This window comes from Halobacillus rhizosphaerae, from assembly GCF_046719735.1.
Classification (GTDB): domain Bacteria; phylum Bacillota; class Bacilli; order Bacillales; family Halobacillaceae; genus Halobacillus_B; species Halobacillus_B rhizosphaerae.
Window position 1 is genome coordinate 74,712 of sequence record NZ_JAUTWQ010000008.1, and the last position, 19,287, is coordinate 93,998.

At 43.4% G+C, this 19,287-nt stretch carries 24 protein-coding genes; 18 read left to right on the plus strand and 6 right to left on the minus strand.

The features are described 5' to 3' along the window. Nucleotides 1-77: 77 nt before the first annotated feature. The 4 genes from Q7A53_RS10050 (at nt 78) to Q7A53_RS10065 (ending at nt 4,803) form a co-directional block, all read left to right on the plus strand. Nucleotides 78-977 carry a carbohydrate ABC transporter permease gene (locus tag Q7A53_RS10050; RefSeq protein ID WP_411789030.1) on the plus strand — a complete coding sequence of 300 codons (900 nt, stop codon included), beginning with the start codon at nt 78-80 and terminating at the stop codon, nt 975-977. Beyond that, nucleotides 977-1,810: a carbohydrate ABC transporter permease gene (locus Q7A53_RS10055; protein WP_411789031.1), complete on the plus strand. Its 834-nt coding sequence runs from the start codon at nt 977-979 to the stop codon at nt 1,808-1,810. Before Q7A53_RS10050 ends, Q7A53_RS10055 begins: the two co-directional genes overlap by 1 nt. Nucleotides 1,811-1,826: 16 nt before the next feature. Then, complete coding sequence (locus Q7A53_RS10060; RefSeq protein WP_411789032.1) at nt 1,827-3,578, plus strand: glycoside hydrolase family 2 protein; 1,752 nt, start codon at nt 1,827-1,829, stop codon at nt 3,576-3,578. Between the two features lie 187 nt (nt 3,579-3,765). Then, complete coding sequence (locus tag Q7A53_RS10065) at nt 3,766-4,803, plus strand: YARHG domain-containing protein (RefSeq protein WP_411789033.1); 1,038 nt, start codon at nt 3,766-3,768, stop codon at nt 4,801-4,803. A gap of 97 nt (nt 4,804-4,900) precedes the next feature. Here the strand turns inward: Q7A53_RS10065 and Q7A53_RS10070 are convergent, their stop codons facing one another. Both Q7A53_RS10070 and Q7A53_RS10075 read right to left on the minus strand, forming a co-directional pair. Further along, the gene (locus tag Q7A53_RS10070) at nt 4,901-5,332 is read right to left on the minus strand and encodes a hypothetical protein (protein WP_411789034.1); all 432 of its coding nucleotides are present in this window, start codon (nt 5,330-5,332) and stop codon (nt 4,901-4,903) included. Between the two features lie 49 nt (nt 5,333-5,381). Next, entirely contained in the window at nt 5,382-5,612 is a 231-nt protein-coding gene (locus tag Q7A53_RS10075; RefSeq protein ID WP_411789035.1) for a hypothetical protein, read from the minus strand. A 333-nt stretch (nt 5,613-5,945) separates the two neighbouring features. On the opposite strand from Q7A53_RS10075, the gene Q7A53_RS10080 reads away from it, so the two are divergent. The 4 genes from Q7A53_RS10080 (at nt 5,946) to Q7A53_RS10095 (ending at nt 8,442) form a co-directional block, all read left to right on the plus strand. After that, nucleotides 5,946-7,127: a multidrug effflux MFS transporter gene (locus Q7A53_RS10080; protein WP_411789256.1), complete on the plus strand. Its 1,182-nt coding sequence runs from the start codon at nt 5,946-5,948 to the stop codon at nt 7,125-7,127. A 268-nt stretch (nt 7,128-7,395) separates the two neighbouring features. Next, nucleotides 7,396-7,767 carry a DUF2089 domain-containing protein gene (locus Q7A53_RS10085; protein ID WP_411789036.1) on the plus strand — a complete coding sequence of 124 codons (372 nt, stop codon included), beginning with the start codon at nt 7,396-7,398 and terminating at the stop codon, nt 7,765-7,767. After that, nucleotides 7,768-8,157 carry an SHOCT-like domain-containing protein gene (locus Q7A53_RS10090; protein ID WP_411789037.1) on the plus strand — a complete coding sequence of 130 codons (390 nt, stop codon included), beginning with the start codon at nt 7,768-7,770 and terminating at the stop codon, nt 8,155-8,157. Between the two features lie 3 nt (nt 8,158-8,160). Continuing rightward, entirely contained in the window at nt 8,161-8,442 is a 282-nt protein-coding gene (locus Q7A53_RS10095; protein ID WP_411789038.1) for a hypothetical protein, read from the plus strand. Between the two features lie 126 nt (nt 8,443-8,568). Here the strand turns inward: Q7A53_RS10095 and Q7A53_RS10100 are convergent, their stop codons facing one another. From Q7A53_RS10100 to Q7A53_RS10110, 3 genes are all read right to left on the minus strand, one after another. After that, nucleotides 8,569-9,522: a sugar kinase gene (locus Q7A53_RS10100; protein ID WP_411789039.1), complete on the minus strand. Its 954-nt coding sequence runs from the start codon at nt 9,520-9,522 to the stop codon at nt 8,569-8,571. Between the two features lie 147 nt (nt 9,523-9,669). Further along, on the minus strand, nt 9,670-10,347 hold the full coding sequence (gene rpiA, locus Q7A53_RS10105; protein WP_411789040.1) for a ribose-5-phosphate isomerase RpiA: 678 nt from the start codon (nt 10,345-10,347) through the stop codon (nt 9,670-9,672). A 15-nt stretch (nt 10,348-10,362) separates the two neighbouring features. Then, nucleotides 10,363-11,337: a C-terminal binding protein gene (locus Q7A53_RS10110; RefSeq protein ID WP_411789041.1), complete on the minus strand. Its 975-nt coding sequence runs from the start codon at nt 11,335-11,337 to the stop codon at nt 10,363-10,365. Nucleotides 11,338-11,697: 360 nt separating this feature from the next. On the opposite strand from Q7A53_RS10110, the gene Q7A53_RS10115 reads away from it, so the two are divergent. The 8 genes from Q7A53_RS10115 to Q7A53_RS10150 all read left to right on the plus strand — a co-directional run bounded on the left by Q7A53_RS10115 (nt 11,698) and on the right by Q7A53_RS10150 (nt 16,792). After that, entirely contained in the window at nt 11,698-12,054 is a 357-nt protein-coding gene (locus tag Q7A53_RS10115) for a YobA family protein (RefSeq protein ID WP_411789042.1), read from the plus strand. Nucleotides 12,055-12,100: 46 nt separating this feature from the next. Further along, the gene (locus Q7A53_RS10120) at nt 12,101-12,604 is read left to right on the plus strand and encodes a hypothetical protein (RefSeq protein ID WP_411789043.1); all 504 of its coding nucleotides are present in this window, start codon (nt 12,101-12,103) and stop codon (nt 12,602-12,604) included. A gap of 113 nt (nt 12,605-12,717) precedes the next feature. After that, nucleotides 12,718-13,170 carry a hypothetical protein gene (locus Q7A53_RS10125; protein ID WP_411789044.1) on the plus strand — a complete coding sequence of 151 codons (453 nt, stop codon included), beginning with the start codon at nt 12,718-12,720 and terminating at the stop codon, nt 13,168-13,170. Nucleotides 13,171-13,325: 155 nt separating this feature from the next. Further along, entirely contained in the window at nt 13,326-13,619 is a 294-nt protein-coding gene (locus Q7A53_RS10130; protein WP_411789045.1) for a hypothetical protein, read from the plus strand. A 173-nt stretch (nt 13,620-13,792) separates the two neighbouring features. Further along, entirely contained in the window at nt 13,793-14,668 is an 876-nt protein-coding gene (locus tag Q7A53_RS10135; protein WP_411789046.1) for a hypothetical protein, read from the plus strand. Nucleotides 14,669-15,035: 367 nt separating this feature from the next. Beyond that, on the plus strand, nt 15,036-15,593 hold the full coding sequence (locus Q7A53_RS10140) for a DNA-3-methyladenine glycosylase I (RefSeq protein ID WP_411789047.1): 558 nt from the start codon (nt 15,036-15,038) through the stop codon (nt 15,591-15,593). A 126-nt stretch (nt 15,594-15,719) separates the two neighbouring features. Continuing rightward, nucleotides 15,720-16,223: a GNAT family N-acetyltransferase gene (locus tag Q7A53_RS10145; RefSeq protein ID WP_411789048.1), complete on the plus strand. Its 504-nt coding sequence runs from the start codon at nt 15,720-15,722 to the stop codon at nt 16,221-16,223. A gap of 47 nt (nt 16,224-16,270) precedes the next feature. Next, nucleotides 16,271-16,792 carry a hypothetical protein gene (locus tag Q7A53_RS10150; protein WP_411789049.1) on the plus strand — a complete coding sequence of 174 codons (522 nt, stop codon included), beginning with the start codon at nt 16,271-16,273 and terminating at the stop codon, nt 16,790-16,792. A gap of 278 nt (nt 16,793-17,070) precedes the next feature. On the opposite strand, the gene Q7A53_RS10155 is transcribed toward Q7A53_RS10150, so the two are convergent. Next, nucleotides 17,071-17,439 (minus strand): winged helix-turn-helix transcriptional regulator, encoded by a 369-nt coding sequence (locus Q7A53_RS10155; protein WP_411789050.1) that lies wholly within the window; start codon nt 17,437-17,439, stop codon nt 17,071-17,073. 129 nt (nt 17,440-17,568) lie between these two features. On the opposite strand from Q7A53_RS10155, the gene Q7A53_RS10160 reads away from it, so the two are divergent. Further along, nucleotides 17,569-18,240, plus strand: a complete 672-nt coding sequence (locus Q7A53_RS10160; RefSeq protein ID WP_411789051.1) for an MBL fold metallo-hydrolase — start codon at nt 17,569-17,571, stop codon at nt 18,238-18,240. A 98-nt stretch (nt 18,241-18,338) separates the two neighbouring features. Further along, nucleotides 18,339-19,097, plus strand: coding sequence for a transposase (locus Q7A53_RS10165; RefSeq protein WP_411789052.1), 759 nt, complete (start codon nt 18,339-18,341; stop codon nt 19,095-19,097). Nucleotides 19,098-19,287 lie beyond the last annotated feature (190 nt).

A 19,287-nucleotide genomic window follows, 5' to 3' on the forward strand; every position in this document is an offset into this window, starting at 1 on the left:
GAGGATAAGAGGCAGGCTAAATACCTGCCTTTCTTATTTTCTACCTTATTATTATCAGAGAGAGGGAGGGAGAAACCGTGAATAGCAAACGTTCGAAGTTCACATCTGCGCTGTTTGTTTTACCTTATTTCATTATGTTCATGGCCTTTCTAGCCATTCCATTAATCTATGGATTATATATCAGTTTTCATAATTGGGACCTATTATCCAGCAGTCATCCATTTATCGGCTTGAAAAACTATATTGATATCTTCACCCCGAGTTCTTATAAAAACTCACTGTTCTTTGATGGGTTGTGGAATACGCTGCAATTCGTGCTGTATTCTGTCCCGCTGCTGGTGTTCATCGGCCTCGGTCTCGCCTTGTTAGTAAACAGTCTGCCAGCGAAAATCCGCGGATTGTTCCGAACCCTTTATTTCATCCCTTATTCCATTTCCGTATCGGTTATTGCGATTATTTGGTTATGGCTGCTGGATACCAATTCCGGATTAATTAACAACTATCTTCTGCAGATGGGACTGGATCCGATTCCGTGGCTGACGAAAATGCCTTTTGCCTGGATTTCCATTGTGGCAGCGACTGTGTGGTGGACGATCGGCTTTAACATGATTATTTTCATTAATGCGTTAAATGAAGTACCGGAAGATTTGTATGAAGCGGGTGCCCTGGACGGTGCCAGCGCCTGGCAGAAATTTGTGCACATCACTTTGCCGACGATCCGGCCGATCATGCTGTTTGTGGTCATCACCTCTACCATTGCCTCCTTTAACATCTACGGTCAGCCTTATTTAATGACTGGCGGAGGCCCTGGTGACTCCACGGAGGTTCTGCTCATGGGCATTGTTCAGGAAGCGTTCGAACAAAGGCGTCTCGGGTCTGCATCTGCGATGGCGATCGTTATGGCCCTAATCATGGTCGTTATTTCCATTGTGCAATTTAGAATTTCCAATCCAAAGAAAAAAGGCGGTGAATCCTAATGAGTAAACGGACAAAGAATATTTTACTGATTGTACTTGCCTCTATTATTGGGATCATTTTCATTGTGCCGATCTTTTGGATGTTCTCCACCTCATTTAAAAGTGACTTCGAGGCAATTGCCGGGGGCTTAAACTGGCTGCCGAAAAAGTTTACGTTTGAGAACTACTCGTACACGTTGTTTGGGCAAGGCCTGGATGTACCGGTATTAAGATGGATGTTTAACTCGTTATTCGCAGGGATTGCCGGTTCCTTGCTGATTGTATTTATTGATGCCATGGCCGCTTATGCGCTGGCGCGGCTGGACGTTCCGTTTAAGAAGTTTATCTTTCCGATGTTTATCAGCACGTTAATGATTCCCTGGGTCATTACGTTTCTTCCATTATATATGGAGTTTAGTAATGCCGGGCTGCTTAATACGTACGCAGTGCTGATCTTCCCCTACAGCGGTAATGCATTTGGCGTGTTCCTCTTGTATCAGTTCTTTAAATCATTCCCGAAAGAACTGGAAGAAGCGGCACACTTAGACGGCGCCAACAAATGGAAGATCTTCACGAAAGTCGTCGTTCCATCCGCTCGTCCGATTATGTGGACGCTGGGTATCTTCTCATTTATGACGATTTACAACGATTTCTTATGGCCATTGGTCGCGACAAGCTCTCCGGAAATGAGAACGATCACGACCGGTATTGCTATTATGCAGCAGGGAAGCTTCGTGTCTTCTTACGGAAAATTAATGGCGTTAACGTCGATTGCGACGGTTCCAATTATTATCATTTTCTTAATTGGACAGAAACAGTTGATTAAAGGAATTACTCAAACAGGAATTAAATAGAATGGAGGAATGCAGGATGAGCCAAGTGCGCCCAGAGTACCCTCGCCCGCAATTTGTGCGCGAGGATTGGATCAATTTGAACGGAGAATGGAATTTCGCCTTTGATGATCAGCAGGTTGGATTAACAGAAAAGTGGCATCAAAACTTCCCTGAGGACAGGACGATTGTTGTTCCTTTTGCCTATCAGACGGAAAACAGCGGCATTCATGACGCAGCCTTCCATGATGTGGTGTGGTATCAGCGCGATTTTACTATTTCTGAGGAGTGGGCCGGGAAAAATATTCGGCTGAACTTCGGAGCGGTCGATTATCGGGCGTGGGTATATATCAATGGCGAGATGGTCACGTTCCACGAAGGCGGGCACACCCCTTTTTCCGTGGATATTACCCCGTCGATTCAGGTCGGAGAGAATGATGTGGTGGTCCGCGTGGAAGACCCATCGGCGGATGAGACGATTCCCCGGGGCAAGCAGTACTGGCACGAACAACCGGCGTCCATATTTTACACGAGAACGACCGGGATCTGGCAGACGGTCTGGCTGGAAGCGGTGGCTCAGGAGTCGATTGATTCGATTCGCTGGACGCCGCAAGTTGACCGTGGCGATATTGAACTTGAGACGGAAGTGGCGGGGGATGTGGAAGGACTGGAGCTGCACGTGAAGATTTCGTTTAACGGAAAGACGATCCTGTCCGAAACGTCCCAGCTGTTCACCTCTTATGTGAAAAAAAGCTATAACATCCGCAACCGGTTTACTGATCGCAGCAATATCCATCACGGCGGCTGGTACTGGACACCGGAGAACCCGAATCTGTTTGATGCGGAGCTGACGCTGGTCAAGGATGGCCAAGCGGTCGATAAAGTGGAGAGTTATTTTGGTATGCGAAAAGTTTCGATTGATAACGGAACCTTTCAGCTGAATAATCAACCGTATTATCAGAAGCTGGTGCTGGATCAGGGTTATTTTCCGGAAGGGCTGCTCACGGCTCCAACGGATGAAAGCTTAAAAAAGGACATTCTGCTGGCGAAGGAAATGGGCTTTAACGGAGCAAGAAAGCACCAGAAAGTCGAAGATCCCCGGTACTTATATTGGGCGGACAAGCTCGGTTTTCTCGTCTGGGGCGAAATGGCCAATGCCGCGGAGTACAGCGAAGACGCGGTTCAGCGGATCACCGCCGAATGGACCGAAGCGGTAAAACGGGATTACAGCCATCCAAGCCTGGTCGCCTGGGTGCCGCTGAACGAGAGCTGGGGAATTTCCCGCGTTGCGCACGATAAACAACAGCAGCACCATTCTCTTGGCATGTATTATCTCACCAAATCACTGGATACGACGCGGCCGGTCATGTCCAACGAAGGCTGGGAGCATACCATTTCCGATATTTGCGGCGTGCATAATTACCGTCCGGCTGAGGAATTGGCAGAGTATTTTAAGGATATTGAGTCTGCCACCATGATGACCGCCGCGGACCGACCGGTTTATGCAGACGGGTTTAGCTATCAGGGAGAACCGATTATGGTGACCGAATATGGTGGCATTGCTTATGATGTCGGGGAAGAAGGCTGGGGCTATTCTTCCGTTTCCTCCAGTGAAGCTCTGGTAGAGGAATACCGGAAGCAGACCGAAGCACTGCTTCAATCCCCAGTGCTCCAAGGCTTCTGCTATACCCAATTGACGGATGTTGAACAGGAAATTAATGGCCTGTTGTCGTATGACCGCAAACCGAAATGTGAGCTTGCTCTGATTAAGAAAATAAATGATCAAAGATAAGGGACATGGGGGACAGGAACCTCTGTCCCTTTTCCTTTCTTTTCATTGAGTGCCTGTTCTCCACTTCTCCGATATTTTATCGGGGATGGGGGCAGGTGCTTTTTTGGGTCCTTTGTGGGACAGAGAAACCTGTCCCTAGTGTCCCATTCATTTCTTGAGTCTTGTACGCATATTCATAATCAAGCGAATGATACATACAAGGGAGAGTGGACAGGTGGGGGTTTGCAAGAATTGTGGGACATCCTTGAATGATACGCAGGCGTTTTGTATGGAATGCGGAGCTAAGGTGGAACGAAACCGTCCTGTTGTGACGAGCAGACGGAAAAACAGGAAGAAGAAATCGCAGCTTCAGATGAAATGGCTCGTCATCATTTTAATTACTGCACTAGTGGGAGCTTACGTCTCTTTCCTCATGCAAGGCGATACTCTGGAGGAAGAATTAACAATTAGTGGAACCACAAAAGAATCATCAACGCCGAATGAAGAATTGGAAACGGGAGCGGGGCATGACAAGCAGGAGGGGGAGGAGAAACCTGACGATCTGATTTCCACCTATCAAGAAAGGTTAGCCGATATCAAAATCATTAGTGGGGAGGAGTCTTACAGTTTAGGAGATTGGCAGATTCAAGAGGCAGCCAGCGGCTTGGTCGTAACGGCAAACAAGATTCCGAGTGAGGAGTTGCAGGGAATCTTTTCTCTCTATGACGACGGCGATTTAGAACCATTACTTAGGTGGGCAAAGCAGGTGTATGGGGCAGTGGAAGAGCTGGCGGACCATCAGGGACTGGCGTTTTCCATCCAGGCAGGAAATGATTGCGCCAAAGACTATCCGAAAGAGCTACCCGATTCCGTCGTAATGGAATATTCCGGGTCCTGCGGATATTCGGTTCCATTACTGAGCGGATCGGATAAAGAAAGTCTGGCCTTAGTGGTGGACACGTTCGTGTTCGCCCACCAGGATTTTACCGCCGATCGCTCCGATGAATATTTGCTTGCGGATAGTGCAACGAGAGTCCTGACGGCGGGTGATATGAAAGGGTTTTCGAAAGAGAATCTGCGTTTAGCCCGCAATGAAATTTTTGCACGGCACGGATATGTATTTAAGTCTGAAGAGCTGCAAGCCTATTTTCTGCAGCAGCCTTGGTATAAACCAGCGCTCGCTTATACAGGGGAGCTAACAGACATTGAAAAACAAAATGTAGCGATGATCAAAGCGCTGGAATAGGGACATTGGGGACAGGAACCGGTGTCCCTTTTCTTTTAGGAGAGCAGGTATTGCGATGCTCTTCTTCCTATGTATTTTCTGCTTTTTGCAGAAACTATCACTCATCCTTTGTGAAAAATTCGAATTCAGGATCTTCTGCATCTAAAACTTCAAACAACAAGCCTTCTTCGATAAAGATATAACTCGTTAAGTCTTCCGCTTTAGAAGCGTTATCCGTATTAGCATACCATTGAGCAAATTCAGAGTTAGGAATCTTCCGCACGGGCCAAACATAATGTGTTCCTAATTCATGATGATGTTCATCACGAACGGGAGAATAAATTAAATCTGTCCTATGCGCCTCATCTGAATAGCGCCCACCTAAAGGATTTTTAAATGTAAAAGTTACATATTTTCCAGTGAGGGCAGCTTTATTCATTAATTCAAACGTGAGTTCTAATTTTCTGGCCGTTTGTTTGAATTGTTCAAGCCCTAGATGAGTCGTCATTTTCATACTTGGATTCCATTTAAACTGAATTTGTTTCTTCATAATGACTCACCTTTCATGAAAATGTATTTGAAAAACCTTATGTGGTTGATCACTGAATATAATCCCCCGGCTGGTTAATAAAGTCGATCAAGTCAATGACGCCAGCCGTGATAAGGATAAGCGATAATCCAAGGAAAATCACTCGTATGATTTTATGGCTTAATTTCTCGTTTTTGAAATTCTTGATACCTTGTAAGGGGAAAAATAATAAACATAACCCAAACAGGAGAGTAAAGACAAACACAGGCAGCACCTCCGTAGAATTAACGCCTCTCCTCACATACGAATCACCTCCCTAAAGGTTTCCAAAAATCATAAGAAATGGACAGTGGGGACAGGAACCGTTGTCCCTTTTTTTATGGAGTGACATCCCGCATTTATGTACTTGGCTGGGACAGTGGAACCTGTCCCTGTGTCCCATTGGAGCAGATAGCTGGAATTATTATGTCGCCTCACTTACACTAGGTTTCATATTCTAATTCGAAAAAACACCAGGTAATAGAGGTATTCTTCTTACTTTCTTTAAGAGGAAGCAGAGGGACAGGTGTGGAAGTAAGGAAGGGGTAGGAAGATGCAAGCGAAAGCGTTGGAGCAGAATCACTCTCCATTAAATATGGACAAAAAATCAGTGCGGTTGGGGATGGCTTTATTACTAGGGGTGTTGACCGCCCTTGGTCCATTATCGATTGATATGTATTTACCCGCACTGCCGACATTGACCGATGATTTACATACCTCCACTTCACTCGGTCAGGCTAGTTTAACGGCGTGTTTGTTTGGACTCGCAATCGGTCAGGTGATCTTCGGGGCACTCAGTGATGCCAAAGGACGGCGTATGCCGCTGGTGTTCACGCTTATCTGCTATGCGGCGGTATCGGCGCTGAGTGGATTTTCGCCTTCCATCTGGGTGTTAATTGGGATGCGGTTCCTGCAAGGGATGATGGGAGCAGCAGGAGTGGTGATCTCTCGTGCGGTCGTGCGCGATTTGTTTGAGGGTTCTGATATGACCAAGTTTTTCTCCTTGTTGATGATGGTTACTGGAGCAGCTCCAGTATTTGCACCAATTATCGGCGGACAGATTTTACGAGTGACCGGCTGGAACGGTATTTTCTTTGTGCTTGGAGCGGTTGGTTTAGTACTATTCTTAATCATTATGCTGGCGTTTCCTGAAACGCTGCCATTGGAAAAGCGGAATGCGCTCGGGCTTCGAGAAACGGCTCGCACGTTTGGCAAGCTATTGACGGATCGTACGTTTATGGGCTATGTGCTATCTCAGTCTTTCATTTTTGCGATGATGTTTGCTTACATCTCTGGAGGCTCGTATGTGATCGAAGGAGTATTTGGCGCCTCGCCGCAAATGTTCAGTGTGGTTTTTGCAGTGAATGGTGCTGGGATTGTACTGGCGACCCAGGTGACTGGTTTTCTCTCCGGACGCATTACGGACAGAAGACTGTTAATCTCTGGCTTTACGTTAGCGATTATCAGCAGTCTTTGTTTGCTGGGAGTGATCCTTGCTGACACCGGACTAACGCTTGTATGGATCTTCCTATTCTTTGTGGTATCCAGTATGGGGATCGTGAACACGGCAGGCTTCTCGTTAGCCATGCAGGATCAATCCCAAAATGCAGGGAGCGCTTCTGCCTTGCTCGGCGTGGTCCGGTTTGCATGCGCCGGAATTGTCGCGCCCTTCGTCGGCATTGCCGGCAGTAACACCGCGGTACCGATGGGAGTTTTGATCGCCCTATGCGCGTTACTCGGTACAGGATTTTACTTTGGAATGGTCCGCCAGAAATAGAGGTGGGACGGTGGGGACAGGAACCCTTGTCCCTCACCTCGCATATGATCGAGTGCCTGAACCCAGTGGCGGGGGCAGGCACTTTTTTTAGTCTCTGCCAGGACGTTAGGGACAGTGGCACCTGTCCCTAACGTCCCTGATGTTGATAAAATTAATTAATGTTTAAATATATTCAATAATAATCAATTATAAAATTAACTTTATTAATTTAATTATTCCATTTATGAAATTATGGTGTATAATAGTACATATAGGAAGGGAGAGAGTTATGGCTTATCCACTTATCTCAGAGTGTCCTGTCTGCAGCAAGCAATTAAAAATTACTAAGCTGGAATGTACGCACTGTCACACCACGATTGAAAATGAATTTGAGCTCTCCACGTTTGCCAATCTAAGTAAAGATCAGCTGACCTTTATCGAAGTGTTCATGAAGTGCCGTGGGAATATTAAGGAAGTCGAGAAAGAACTCGGAGTTTCCTATCCCACTGTTCGAGGCAAGTTGGATGATGTTGTGGCTTCGCTTGGATATTCGCCTTCCAAGAAGGTTAAAACCGATCGAAACCAAGTTATTCTCATGTTGGAAAAGGGCGAAATTACCGCCGAAGAAGCAATCTCTAAACTAAATGGGGAGGAATCTTAAATGAATGAGGAAATTTCCAGAATCCTAACAATGGTAGAGGAAGGCAAGCTGGACAAAGAGAAGGCAGCTGAACTGATTGACTTAATGCAGGACAAAGGGGGATCTATTCAACAAGAAAAGCATTCTTCCACCCCTTACTTAGATAAAGTCATGAAAATCCGTGCGGCATCAGAAGGCGGAGATGATGTAAAAGTGAACGTTCCAATTAAACTCCTCAAAGCTGTACTAGGTGTAGGCATGAACATTGCCGAAAAAGTACCCGAAGCAGCGAAATACATCAAGGATGTGGATGTAAATCTTTTAATTGAAGCGATCGAAAATGAATTGGACGGTCAAATCGTCGATATTACCTCAGCAACCGGCGATAAAGTATCGGTTATCATTGAATAGGCAATGGTTAAACTAAAGATCAGAACAAGCCCAACAAGCAGGAACTATCTGATCCCAATTCCTTATCCTCTTTTACATTTGGCCATTGGGATCGCCACATCCAGGTGGCTCCGTGCCATCATTAACCGTTCCATTCGCGATCGTGAGGAAGGCGAGAAATTTCAAATCCCCGACATCAGCCGGCAAGATTTGAAACCATTGTTAAAACAGCTGAAAAAGCACAAAGGCTTAAAGCTGGTGGATATCGTCTCAGAAGATGGATCAGAAGTTTCCATAAAGCTGTAAATGAGGTGGGACATTGGGGACAGGAACCGATGTCCCTTTTAGTTGCGAACGATTAACTTTCAATTAAGGGGGCAGTACTTTCTTAAACCCCTATGGGACAGTGGAACCTGTCCCCACCGTCCCGAATTAGCGATCCACTCTTTCTTTTTCCTCTAAATCCAGCAACACATCCTCAAGAAACGGCAGACCTTCATTATCTCCCTTCACACTAACCACCTTAGAACCAATCAAGTTGGCAAAATGGAGCGTTTTTTCAAGCGGCCAACTATGGATGATTCCGTAGAGAATACCAGCGTTAAAACCATCGCCAGCGCCTACCGTGTCCACAACCTGACTCGGCGGGATCGGAGGAGCCTCAACCATTTCACCGTCGTGATAACCGACTGAGCCAGCTGCACCTTTCTTAATCGCTACATAGGAAATCCCCAGTTCTTTGGCTTGTGAGATAATCTCATTCGCATCCTTCGTCCCAAGAATGATTTCCATTTCTTCATCGCCGGCCAGTAGAATATCAACGTCCGGCAAGAGTGCGGAAAGGTGAGTTCGTGCTTCATCTTTTGTCCATAATTTCAGACGAATATTCGGATCAAAAGAGACCTTCACGCCGTGCTTCTTCGCAAGGCTGATGGCTTGTTTAATAATCGGAATATTATGTTCTGCATCCACCCCAGGCAGCAGCCCGGTAATGTGCAGAATCCTGCTTGATTTGATGTAGTCTTCGTTTAAGTCCTCAGGAGAAAGCGCTAAGAACGGAGAAGGGTGACGGTAGTAAGTAGTGTTAATCCTGCCGTCCCCACGGAATTCTTTGAAGTTCAAAGAAGTGGGATACGCCTCGGTAAAAGTAACTTCTGAAACATCTACACCTTCCCCGCGGGCAAAATTGTGAATGTAGCGGCCAAACTCATCTTTTCCTAACGCGCTGATCCAGCCAGACTGCAGCCCGAGCCTAGCACAGCCAATGGCTGTATTCAGCTCCGCCCCGCCGACTTTTCTCTCAAACGTAGAGACAAACCGCATCGGTCCTTGAGTGGCGGGGTTAAAGGCAACCATCGCGTCGCCAATCGTGATCACATCTCTCATCTATAAACCCCCTTTGGGACATGGGGGACAGGTACCCTTGTCCCTTTTCTTCATTTAAGTGGCTTTGAGTCCTGATGGGACAGAGGAACCTGTCCCTCCGTCCCAGCTTTGACTCCTGATGGGACAAAGGAACCTGTCCCCCCGTCCCTATTCTAAGATCACGCGGTCGGCTAAGCCGATGAATAGTCCGGTTTCGACGACGCCTGGAAGCTGAGACAGTGTGGCGTGGAGAGAAGCTGGATCAGAAATGAGCTCAAACTGGCAATCTAGTATGTAGTTGCCGTTATCGGAGATGAATGGCTGTTCCTGTTTCTCTCGTAACGTAATCTCGGCTCCGCATTGGGCAATTCGCTGCGCGGTGACTTCCCAGCCAAATGGAACGACCTCAATCGGCAGTGCTCGTTTTCCAAGCTGCGTGACCTGTTTCGATTTGTCGGCGATAATGATCACAGAGTCAGCGGCTGCGTTCACGATTTTTTCGCGAACGAGAGATCCGCCGCCTCCTTTAAGGAGATTAAGATTCTCATCAATTTCATCCGCCCCGTCAATCGCGAGATCAAGTTCCTGTACATCGTGAAAAGTGGTCAGCGGAATGCCAAATTCCTTGGCCCAATTTTCCGTCCGCGTCGAAGAAGGTACGCCTTTGACATTCAACCCTTGCTTTACGCGTTCTCCAAGCTTCTTAAGAGCCCAATACACGGTAGAGCCCGAGCCTAACCCGAGCGTCATCCCGTCTTTTACGTAGTCGACGGCCTTTTCACCGGCTGCTTTTTTTCCGCGGTCGCTTGCCGTGGATAGTTTTTCGTAATTGCTTTGTTCAGACATAAGTTCCCTCTCTTTCTAGGCGTGGACGACGTCCTGATTTACGAGGTAAACTGGTACTTTACCAGATATCGCATCGGCCACGTTCTGCGCCGTTTTCTGCTTTAATTCTAGTTCGGATTCTACGGAATAGTAGGCTGAGTGCGGGTTGATGATCACATTAGACATGGAAAGCAAAGGGCTGTCTTGCGCGATCGGCTCCGTTTCAAGCACATCGAGTCCGGCGCCGGCAATTTCATTCTCTTCAAGCGCCCGGATTAACGCCGCTTCATCAATCACCGCCCCGCGAGAAGTGTTAATAATATAGGCTGTTTCTTTCATCGCCTTAAATTGGTTGTCACTGATCATACCCTCTGTATGTTTGTTCAGCGGTGGATGCACGGAAATGTAATCGGACTCCGCACACAGCTCATCTAGTTCCACAAGCTTCACGCCTAGTTCTTTTGCTAAGTCAGTCGATACAAATGGATCATAAGCGAGAATGTTGAGCCCGAACGCTTTTGCCTTAACAGCGAGGGATTGTGGAATATTACCTAAACCAATTAACCCGAGGGTCTGTCCGTTAAGCCGGTAAATCGGCTTGGCTATTTTCGAATCCCACGTGCCATTTTGCACGGATTCATGCAGCTGAACAACTTTTCGAGCACAAGCCATTAAGAGAGCGAACGCATGGTTCGAGACTTCATCAAGGCAGTAGTCCGTCACATTGGTGACCATGATGCCTTTTTCCGTAGCGGCGGGAACGTCTATCGTGTCAAAACCAACCCCGTAACGGGCCACAATTTTACAGTTGTCCAACTGGTCAATCACTTTTTTCGTAATCGGAGCATACTGGCAGATGATTCCGTCTACTCCCTGGGCCGCTTCAATGACATCTTCTTCGGTACGGCACTGGGCCGTGATCATTTCGGCGTCTGCGGTTTCGAGAATCTTCTGTTCAGGCTCTAACGTACTATAAGTGTAATCGGCGATCAAAACTTTAAATTTACTCAAGATTATCTCTCCTTATAGGGATGTGTAGGTTTTTCTATGGCAGGCAGGTGGTTCAGAAGTTAAAAAAAATCTCATTCAACTGTAAGCGGATACAAAAAATGGTGTAATTAAACAAAGTTCATTTACGTTTATAGCTGAGAACTATCTTTTACTTAATTTTTGAAAAATTATTTCTTCTTAGTTTGTATTATACATAAATATTTTTTCTTGTGAAAGCAGAAAGGACTTTCAGCGGCAAACGGGGCTTAGTGATCAAGTACTATATTACATAAGGTTCGCTTGAGTATCTGTAAATAATTTGAAATAATTAGGGGAGAGGAAAGTATGAAATGATCGAGCTCTATTAAGGGATGGTTTTTTATGAAGAAAGTCCTTCTTATTGCCTCATTAGTAGTCCTCTCTTTTTCTGGATGCGAGCAAAGTAGCTCGTCCTATGCAGAACCTCCGACGATAGAAGGCTACATTATTACCGTAAATGATCATGACCTTTTAGTTTCTGGTAATGTTTCAAAGCAGCAGGCAATAACGATGACGCTCGATGACCTGCGTCAATCCAAGCTTAACGAATGTGATGCCATCATCTTTCATCCAAACGGTATGTTCGATTCTTTCTCAAACTATAAGGAAGGTCAACGAGTTAAAGTGTGGGGGGAAAACGGACTTAATGATTCTTGTCCAGCCCAGGATACAGCGGGAAAGATAGAATTAATCGAATAGAAATCATCGGGTAAGGCTGGCGTACATGAAAGTAAGGTGATTTTAGATGAAAAGAATTCTTTTGCTCAGCGCTGTTTTGCTGTTCTTTTTCCTTAGTACAGGCTGCTCGAATACAAATACTTTAAACATTACAGATCAGAGCAAGGTGGTCCTTATTCCTGATGGAAAAGGGGGACAAGCCCTAACGTTTTCCACCTTTATAAAAAATCATTCACCCAAGTCTTCTGAACCTTTTTATATAGAATTCGAGATTAATAGCAGCCAACTGCAATCCAAGCTGGAAACTTCTAAAAGTAAAATGATTGTGGGTGAAAATACTTCTGGGAATGCTCCAGGAGAGATCTATGAAGTAAAACCACATACGGTTCTGCAAGCTGGCAGTACAATTCGGGTGGAAGGAAAAGGAGAGGAAGTGGCGCTGGAGAAGTTGATAACTCAGAGTAACGCGGTAAAAGTAAGGCTCTTAAACAAAGAGCACAAAATTATAACATCAAGTTCTATAACTAGTTTCGGCAAGGATCTAACTGCCGATGGAATAGATAATTCTTAAGCGTAAGACCTTCAAGAGATTAAGCTTTGTTATTGATAAAGTGTAAATTTATCATAGTTAGTACTAACTTATATTGGTAAATTGCTTACAATTGAAATTATTAAAAGGAGAAGATGACTATTAAAAAGTTCATCAGTTATTTTTGTTACACATTAGTAATGATAGGTGCTTTAATCGTTTTTTTACTTATCTATAAATCACTAAATAAGCAAGCGGAAATGAATTATAACTTTATACCTGTCGTGACTTTTAGTTTGTTATATCCAATACTATTGGGGGTTCTATTTGCGCTGCCTGGTTTGTTGAAACGGGTCAGGAAAGATAACGCAAAAGGATTTAATCTTGGGAAATTTTTAGGAGTTGGAATTCCAGCTGTTTATGTGATGGTCGCTCCACTATTAAGTTTCACTAATATTATTTCTATAGATTTACCTCTCACCCATGTACTGTTAAGCCAATATACAGGGGGAGTAATGATTTTCAGCTTTGTGTTTGGATACATAACCATTGACTGTATTAGAAGGGACAGAGGGGACAGGGAACCTGTCCCCAACGTCCAGTCGTAGTATAAATAGTAGCTTTAATTTTGTGATGGATATCCAAAATAACGTGGAAGGGAGAGACGGGTGAATGGAAGTTTTTTTCTAATTATCAGGAAGTTATTTAACATAGTACATAGACATCAATGTAAACTCATGTAATTGAAGGAGAAGGGGATCTAATGAAAAAATGGAAAATCATTTCTCTAACATTTATACTCACTGCCGTTCTTATGTTAATTCTTTCTCTATTCTCTCCATATAATTTTATTATGGATATAAACCCCGCAACGATATTAAATGAAAAAGGAATCAAAGCAGAAATTTCTAAAGAGGACGTGCAGTCAGTAGAGTATAAAGGAGATCATACCTATATCATTAAAACAAGTAATGAAGACTATGTAGTTGTGAAAGATTATTACACATTTATGAACTACAAATTAAAGATCTATAAGCTTGATAAAGAATGGGGCTAACATGCAGGTGGGACAGCGGGGACAGGTTCCCTGTCCCCGCTGCTTAATCGTAATTTATACCAAAATGGATCTAGAAAATAAGGACATCTTTTATCTAATATTCTGCCATGTCTCTCACTACCCCTGGGGACAGAGGTACCTGTCCCTAGTGTCCCATGAAAGGATCTATAATCATGAAAAATTTAAAGCATATTCTTCTATATTTTCTTATGCTTCCCGCTATTTTAATAGGAACTCTTGCCATGATTTCGTATGGAGTTCCTGTTAGTATTTGGATTCAGAACCTATTCATCTGGCTAATAGGAACTGTTGTGTGTTCTATTCTTTTAATTAAGAACAAGAAGAACGCAAGGAAAGCTCGCGTTTATCCGGCTTTGGTGATCGCAGCTTTATTAATTTTACCCTTTTGTTTTGAGGGGATAGACGGCGTCCATCGGTGGCTATCGTTTGGACCGCTTACTTTTTACATAGCAAGTATCCTTCTGCCTTTGCTGATTATTCAATTAGGGAGATTATCAAGGAGCCATCACCCGGGTTATCTCATTGGAATCATCTTATTCACGTTTATCATTTTGTTACTTCAACCAGATGCTGGCCAATTAACGTCATTTGCCTGTGGGATGGCCATCATTCTGGTGAAACAGGTGAGTAATAGTTTTATAAAATTATTAAGTCTTACCCTTACCGCAGTATTCGTGATCCTGTCGTGGATTTTTCTTGATGACTTAGCTCCCGTTCCTTATGTTGAACGGATTATCTTTTTAGTTGGAGATATGGGGGAGTTCTGGCTGGTCGCAGGAATTGTGTCTCTTATTTTGTTATTCATTCCCTTTGTTATTAGAAGAAATATGATCTCCTATTCATTGGGAGTTTATTTCCTAATGACTATAATTGTAACGTTCATGGGTAATTTCCCGGTGCCTATTATGGGGTATGGAACCTCCCCTATCATAGGGTACTTCATTGCCGTCACTTGGATTAACAGGGACAGGTACTCTGTCCCAGTTTCCAGGGACAGTAGGGACAGGAACCCTGTCCCTACTTCCTGAAAAAAGTAATTTTGAACCTACTGGTTTCGGTTTCAAGTGTATGTAAACTATCCATTGTGCCTTATTCTTCACTGGGTATCTGTGGGGACGGAGGTGCCTGTCCCCAATGTCCCATCTATATTCAACGCTGGATTACTTACTCAAAAATTCATTTCCCATAACAAGTAAGCAGCTGCTGTATGTACGATTTAGGAGTTTAAAGGGACAACAGGGACAGGTTCCCTGTCCCATTTTTGAGTTTATATCGTTTCGTTTTCAAAAGAACACAAACAAAGTCGATGCTCTTATCAAACTACAAATGTATACTTGGTACATGAAGGGACAGTGGTACCTGTCCCCAGTGTCCCATAAAGGAGAAGTGGAGTAAGTGAGTACATGTTTATGGCCTGGTAATAATGAACGTATGCGAGAATATCACGATAAGGAATGGGGCGTCCCTTCCTATGATGATCGTTATCTATTTGAAATGCTCACCTTGGAAGGCGCTCAAGCAGGCTTATCGTGGAGTATTGTTCTGTCTAAAAGAGACAGCTACAAAGAAGCATTTAATAACTTCGATATCAGCTATTGTTCGTCATTAAACGAAACAGAGTTAGAAGATATCAAAGAAAATTATCAAGTGATCAAGCATATGGCAAAAATTCGATCCGTGAAAAATAATGCGAACTGCGTCTTAGAAATACAAAAGGAATTTGGGAGTTTTTCTAATTATTTATGGGATTACGTTGATTTTAAACCGATCATCAATGACTGGGAAATGAATGACTCTCTCCCAGCCCAAACAGATTTATCCACACAATTAAGTAAAGACCTGAAAAAACGAGGGTTCAAATTTGTCGGTCCCGTAACAATCTATTCTTTTATGCAAGCGGTTGGAATGGTTGATGACCATATTAACAGCTGTTTTCGTCACACAACTATATAGGAGAGGGACAGTGGGGACAGGTACCACTGTCTCTTTTTTGTTCCGCTCTAGTAATCCTTGTTATGTTTACAACAGGTTTCTCTAAGGAATTGATATAATTAGAAAAAAATGGATGGAGGAAAGTATATGGTTGATATTAGACGAGCATCCGTAAAAGATATTGAGGGAATTTCCAGAGTATGCTGTGAAGGTTGTTTAGATACCTATGAAGGAATCCGAAACATACAAAACATAAAAAGAAATAACCAGCGCTTTTATAATTATGAGCGTATTTCTACAGAGTTGGATGAAGCTGATGGCTGGGATGGATATATCGTAGCCGTTGATGGAACCGATGTCGTCGGTGCAATCGGTGGAGGCATGATTGAAGATGACAAGAGTGAAGTATTTGTTTTATATCTGGACCCTGACCGACGTGGCGAAGGTATAGGGACGAAACTCTTGAATTTTTTAACGGATATTCAGCGGGATAAAGGTGCGGAAGAACAATGGGTATCGGTACAAAAAGGGAATAGGAAGGGGATTCCTTTTTATGAGAAAAGAGGCTTTAAGAAGGTAGCCGAGAAACTTGCCTATTCTAATACTGAAGAAGAAAATTACATCTCCTTAAGATATTCACGGAAAATATAAACCTAAAAAAACTGGGGTTTTTACTTGTTATTAAGGAGGCAGGAACAATGAAAAAAACACTATATGTGCTGCTGTTGTTATTATTAGCTGCCTGCCAATCTAATAGTAGCAACGAGGCAGCGGATCAAGAGCCATTAAGTAACGATTCTTCAAATCAATCTACCAGCCTCAGTGAGTTAAAAGAAAAGCCGGAGATTATTCTGAAAGCAGGTGGAGAAAAAATAAATAAGCAAATCATATCGGAGTGCTGGGCCGAACAATGCAGCGAAGATTCCTCTTTTCCTAGAGGAACAGTAGACATTAATGAAGATACACAAGGTATTCAGCCCGTCCGTGTAACTTCTCAACAAGATATCTATATAAAAATAAAAGGGAAATCACCGGATAAAGTTAGTTATATGATGTTAAAGAATGGTTCAAGCATTGTAGATGCCACGGTGGATAAGGATACGATTCCAGTCCATGGGCATGGCACTCATAAGATTTTACTTAGTGCTCATTGGTATAGCCAGGGAGGCACGTTTCTTGGCTCGAAAACAATAGGGTTAGTTATAAATATCAAAAAATAGGGACGATTCCCCGATGTCCCACCAGGAAAGGAGTTTGTTTAAATGAATCCACTCGTTTCCATACTCCTATGTTTAGGAGCCGTTTCAATCCCTCTTGTAGGATATTTTTATCCTTATTGGAGAAGTACACAAGGCAAACCTTTATCAGAAGGTCAGTTATATGCCGTGAGAGCATTAGGCATAGGTATATTGATCGTAGTATTTATCCTCTGCAAACTTATAATTTAAAAGCGGGCGTAGGGAGAAGCATCGTCGTATTCCCTTATTCTGTGGCATTTTTAGTTCAAATCGAGGTCAATGTTCGAATCTAAATAACGAGTCCCCCAATTCCTCATCCCTTCAATGACAGGGAATAAAGCTTTCCCTTGTTCTGTTAATGAATACTCCACTTTTCTTGGAACCGTGTATTCGACATCTCTATTTACAATGCCATCTTCCTCTAGTTCCTTTAATTGTAAAGTTAATATTCGTTGAGTAATGCCTGGAATCAATCGCTTTAATTCATTAAATCGAACTGCTTGCTCCGACAAAATAGAAATGATAATCCCCTTCCATTTCCCCTTGAGAATACTTAAGGTGGTTTCAATAGGACAAGCTTTCTTTACTTCGATACTACAAACCTCGAATTTAGTCACTCGATTTCCCATTCATCACGCCTCTTTTCATAGAGTTACAAAATTGTGCCTACTATTAAACTCTCTTATTTTATTCTATAGTATCAATAACTTCGAAATGAAGCTCGAATACGGCTTGAGAATTTAAAGAGGAGGGATCGCATGAATCTAGTCCAATTAACGAAAAATGTATATAAAGTTGAATCCTTTATAGAATTGCCGGTAAATAACATCAAATTCCCTGTAAACACCTGGCTTATTAAAAATGGAAGGGATATTTATATTGTGGATACTGGTGTGGACAGCTTAGTAGAAAATCAAATGAAAGCAGCTGAATCGCTGGGCAGTCCAAAAGCTGTTTTCTTAACCCACGGTCATAGTGATCATATTCAAGGTGCTTGGAAGTGGGTGGAAACCTACAATCTACCAATCTATGCTCATCAAGATGAACTCATTTATATTAATGGCCAGGCTCCTTATCCCAATAAAGATCATCTTGAACAAAATCGTGTAGCAAATATCGTTCAACCCTTAACGAACGCTATACTAAATAAAAGTGGACTCAGCTATTATCTAACACCCGGTCACTCCCCAGGTCATGTTATTTTTCATCATGAAAAGGATAATGTGGTTTTGTGTGGGGATCTTTTTATTACGAGTAAAGATGGGCTGCATCCACCGATTCGAAAATTCAGTGTGGATATGAATGAAAATATAGATAGTGGTCTCCTTATTGATGAGATTGAACCCAACATCCTGAGTTCATCCCACGGAGAGGACCTACATTATCATCCGGACCTGTACAAAAAATATGTATTCCTGTATAGGGATTAGGGACAGGTATTCTGTCAATTATTTGCAGGAAAATCAAAGTGAAAAGAGAAGTAATGATAGTGTCACAAAAAAAGTTTGTAAGGAGGTGAACTCGATCGTTGGTAAGAAAACCAAGAGTGAAAAGCGCAAACGGTATTTATCACATTGTAATGAGAGGAATCAACAAACAGACGATTTTTGAAATGGAAGAAGACAAGCACAAGTTCCTCGAAACACTGCTCAGGTATAAGCAAGTAAGCAGGTTCGAACTGTATAGTTTTTGTCTGATGGATAATCATGTGCATCTTCTTCTAAAAGAGTCTCACGAGACAGTGTCTCAATTCATGAAGCGGATCTGCTCGAGCTATGTGTACTGGTATAACCAGAAATATGACCGCTGCGGACACCTTTTTCAGGAGCGGTATTACAGCGACTGTGTCCAAACGCTTTCTTCATTTTTCGCCGTTCTGCGTTACATTCATCAAAATCCTTTAAAAGCAGGAGTAGTAGAGGATGTATGGGAGAGCAAATGGACAAGTATCCATGATTATCTAGAGAATGGAAATCGAATTGACAAGGAAAAGGTGCTGAAATTGTTTTCGACAGAGAGGAAGGTGGCTATTGAAAAGTACTTGGCCCTTATGGAAGAAACGAAGTCTGAGCCGAAAATTAGGTATGAAAAGCCTGTGAAGCTCACAGATGATGAAGTTAGAAATCGTCTCCTGCTTCAAGGGATCCCAAACAGCAGCATGCTTCAGCGGATGGAGAAACGGAAAAGGAACCAGTTGCTCGTTGATTTAAAAGGAGTGGAAGGAGTGTCCATCCGGCAAATAGCAAGGATTACGGGTCTATCAAAAAGTCTTATTGGTCGTTTGTAGGAATCTTCAAGAAATCTCCCCTCAACTATCGTATCCCTCTTTATAGTTTCCCCACCCATTAATATATTTCATCACTCGAAGGGACAGAAGTTCCTGTCCCCCCAGCCCCCACTCCAATGAAATTATCTGAATCTTTTTCAAAACTCACTCGTAAAGATAATCAGAGGCAAAGGAACATACATCAGCAGAG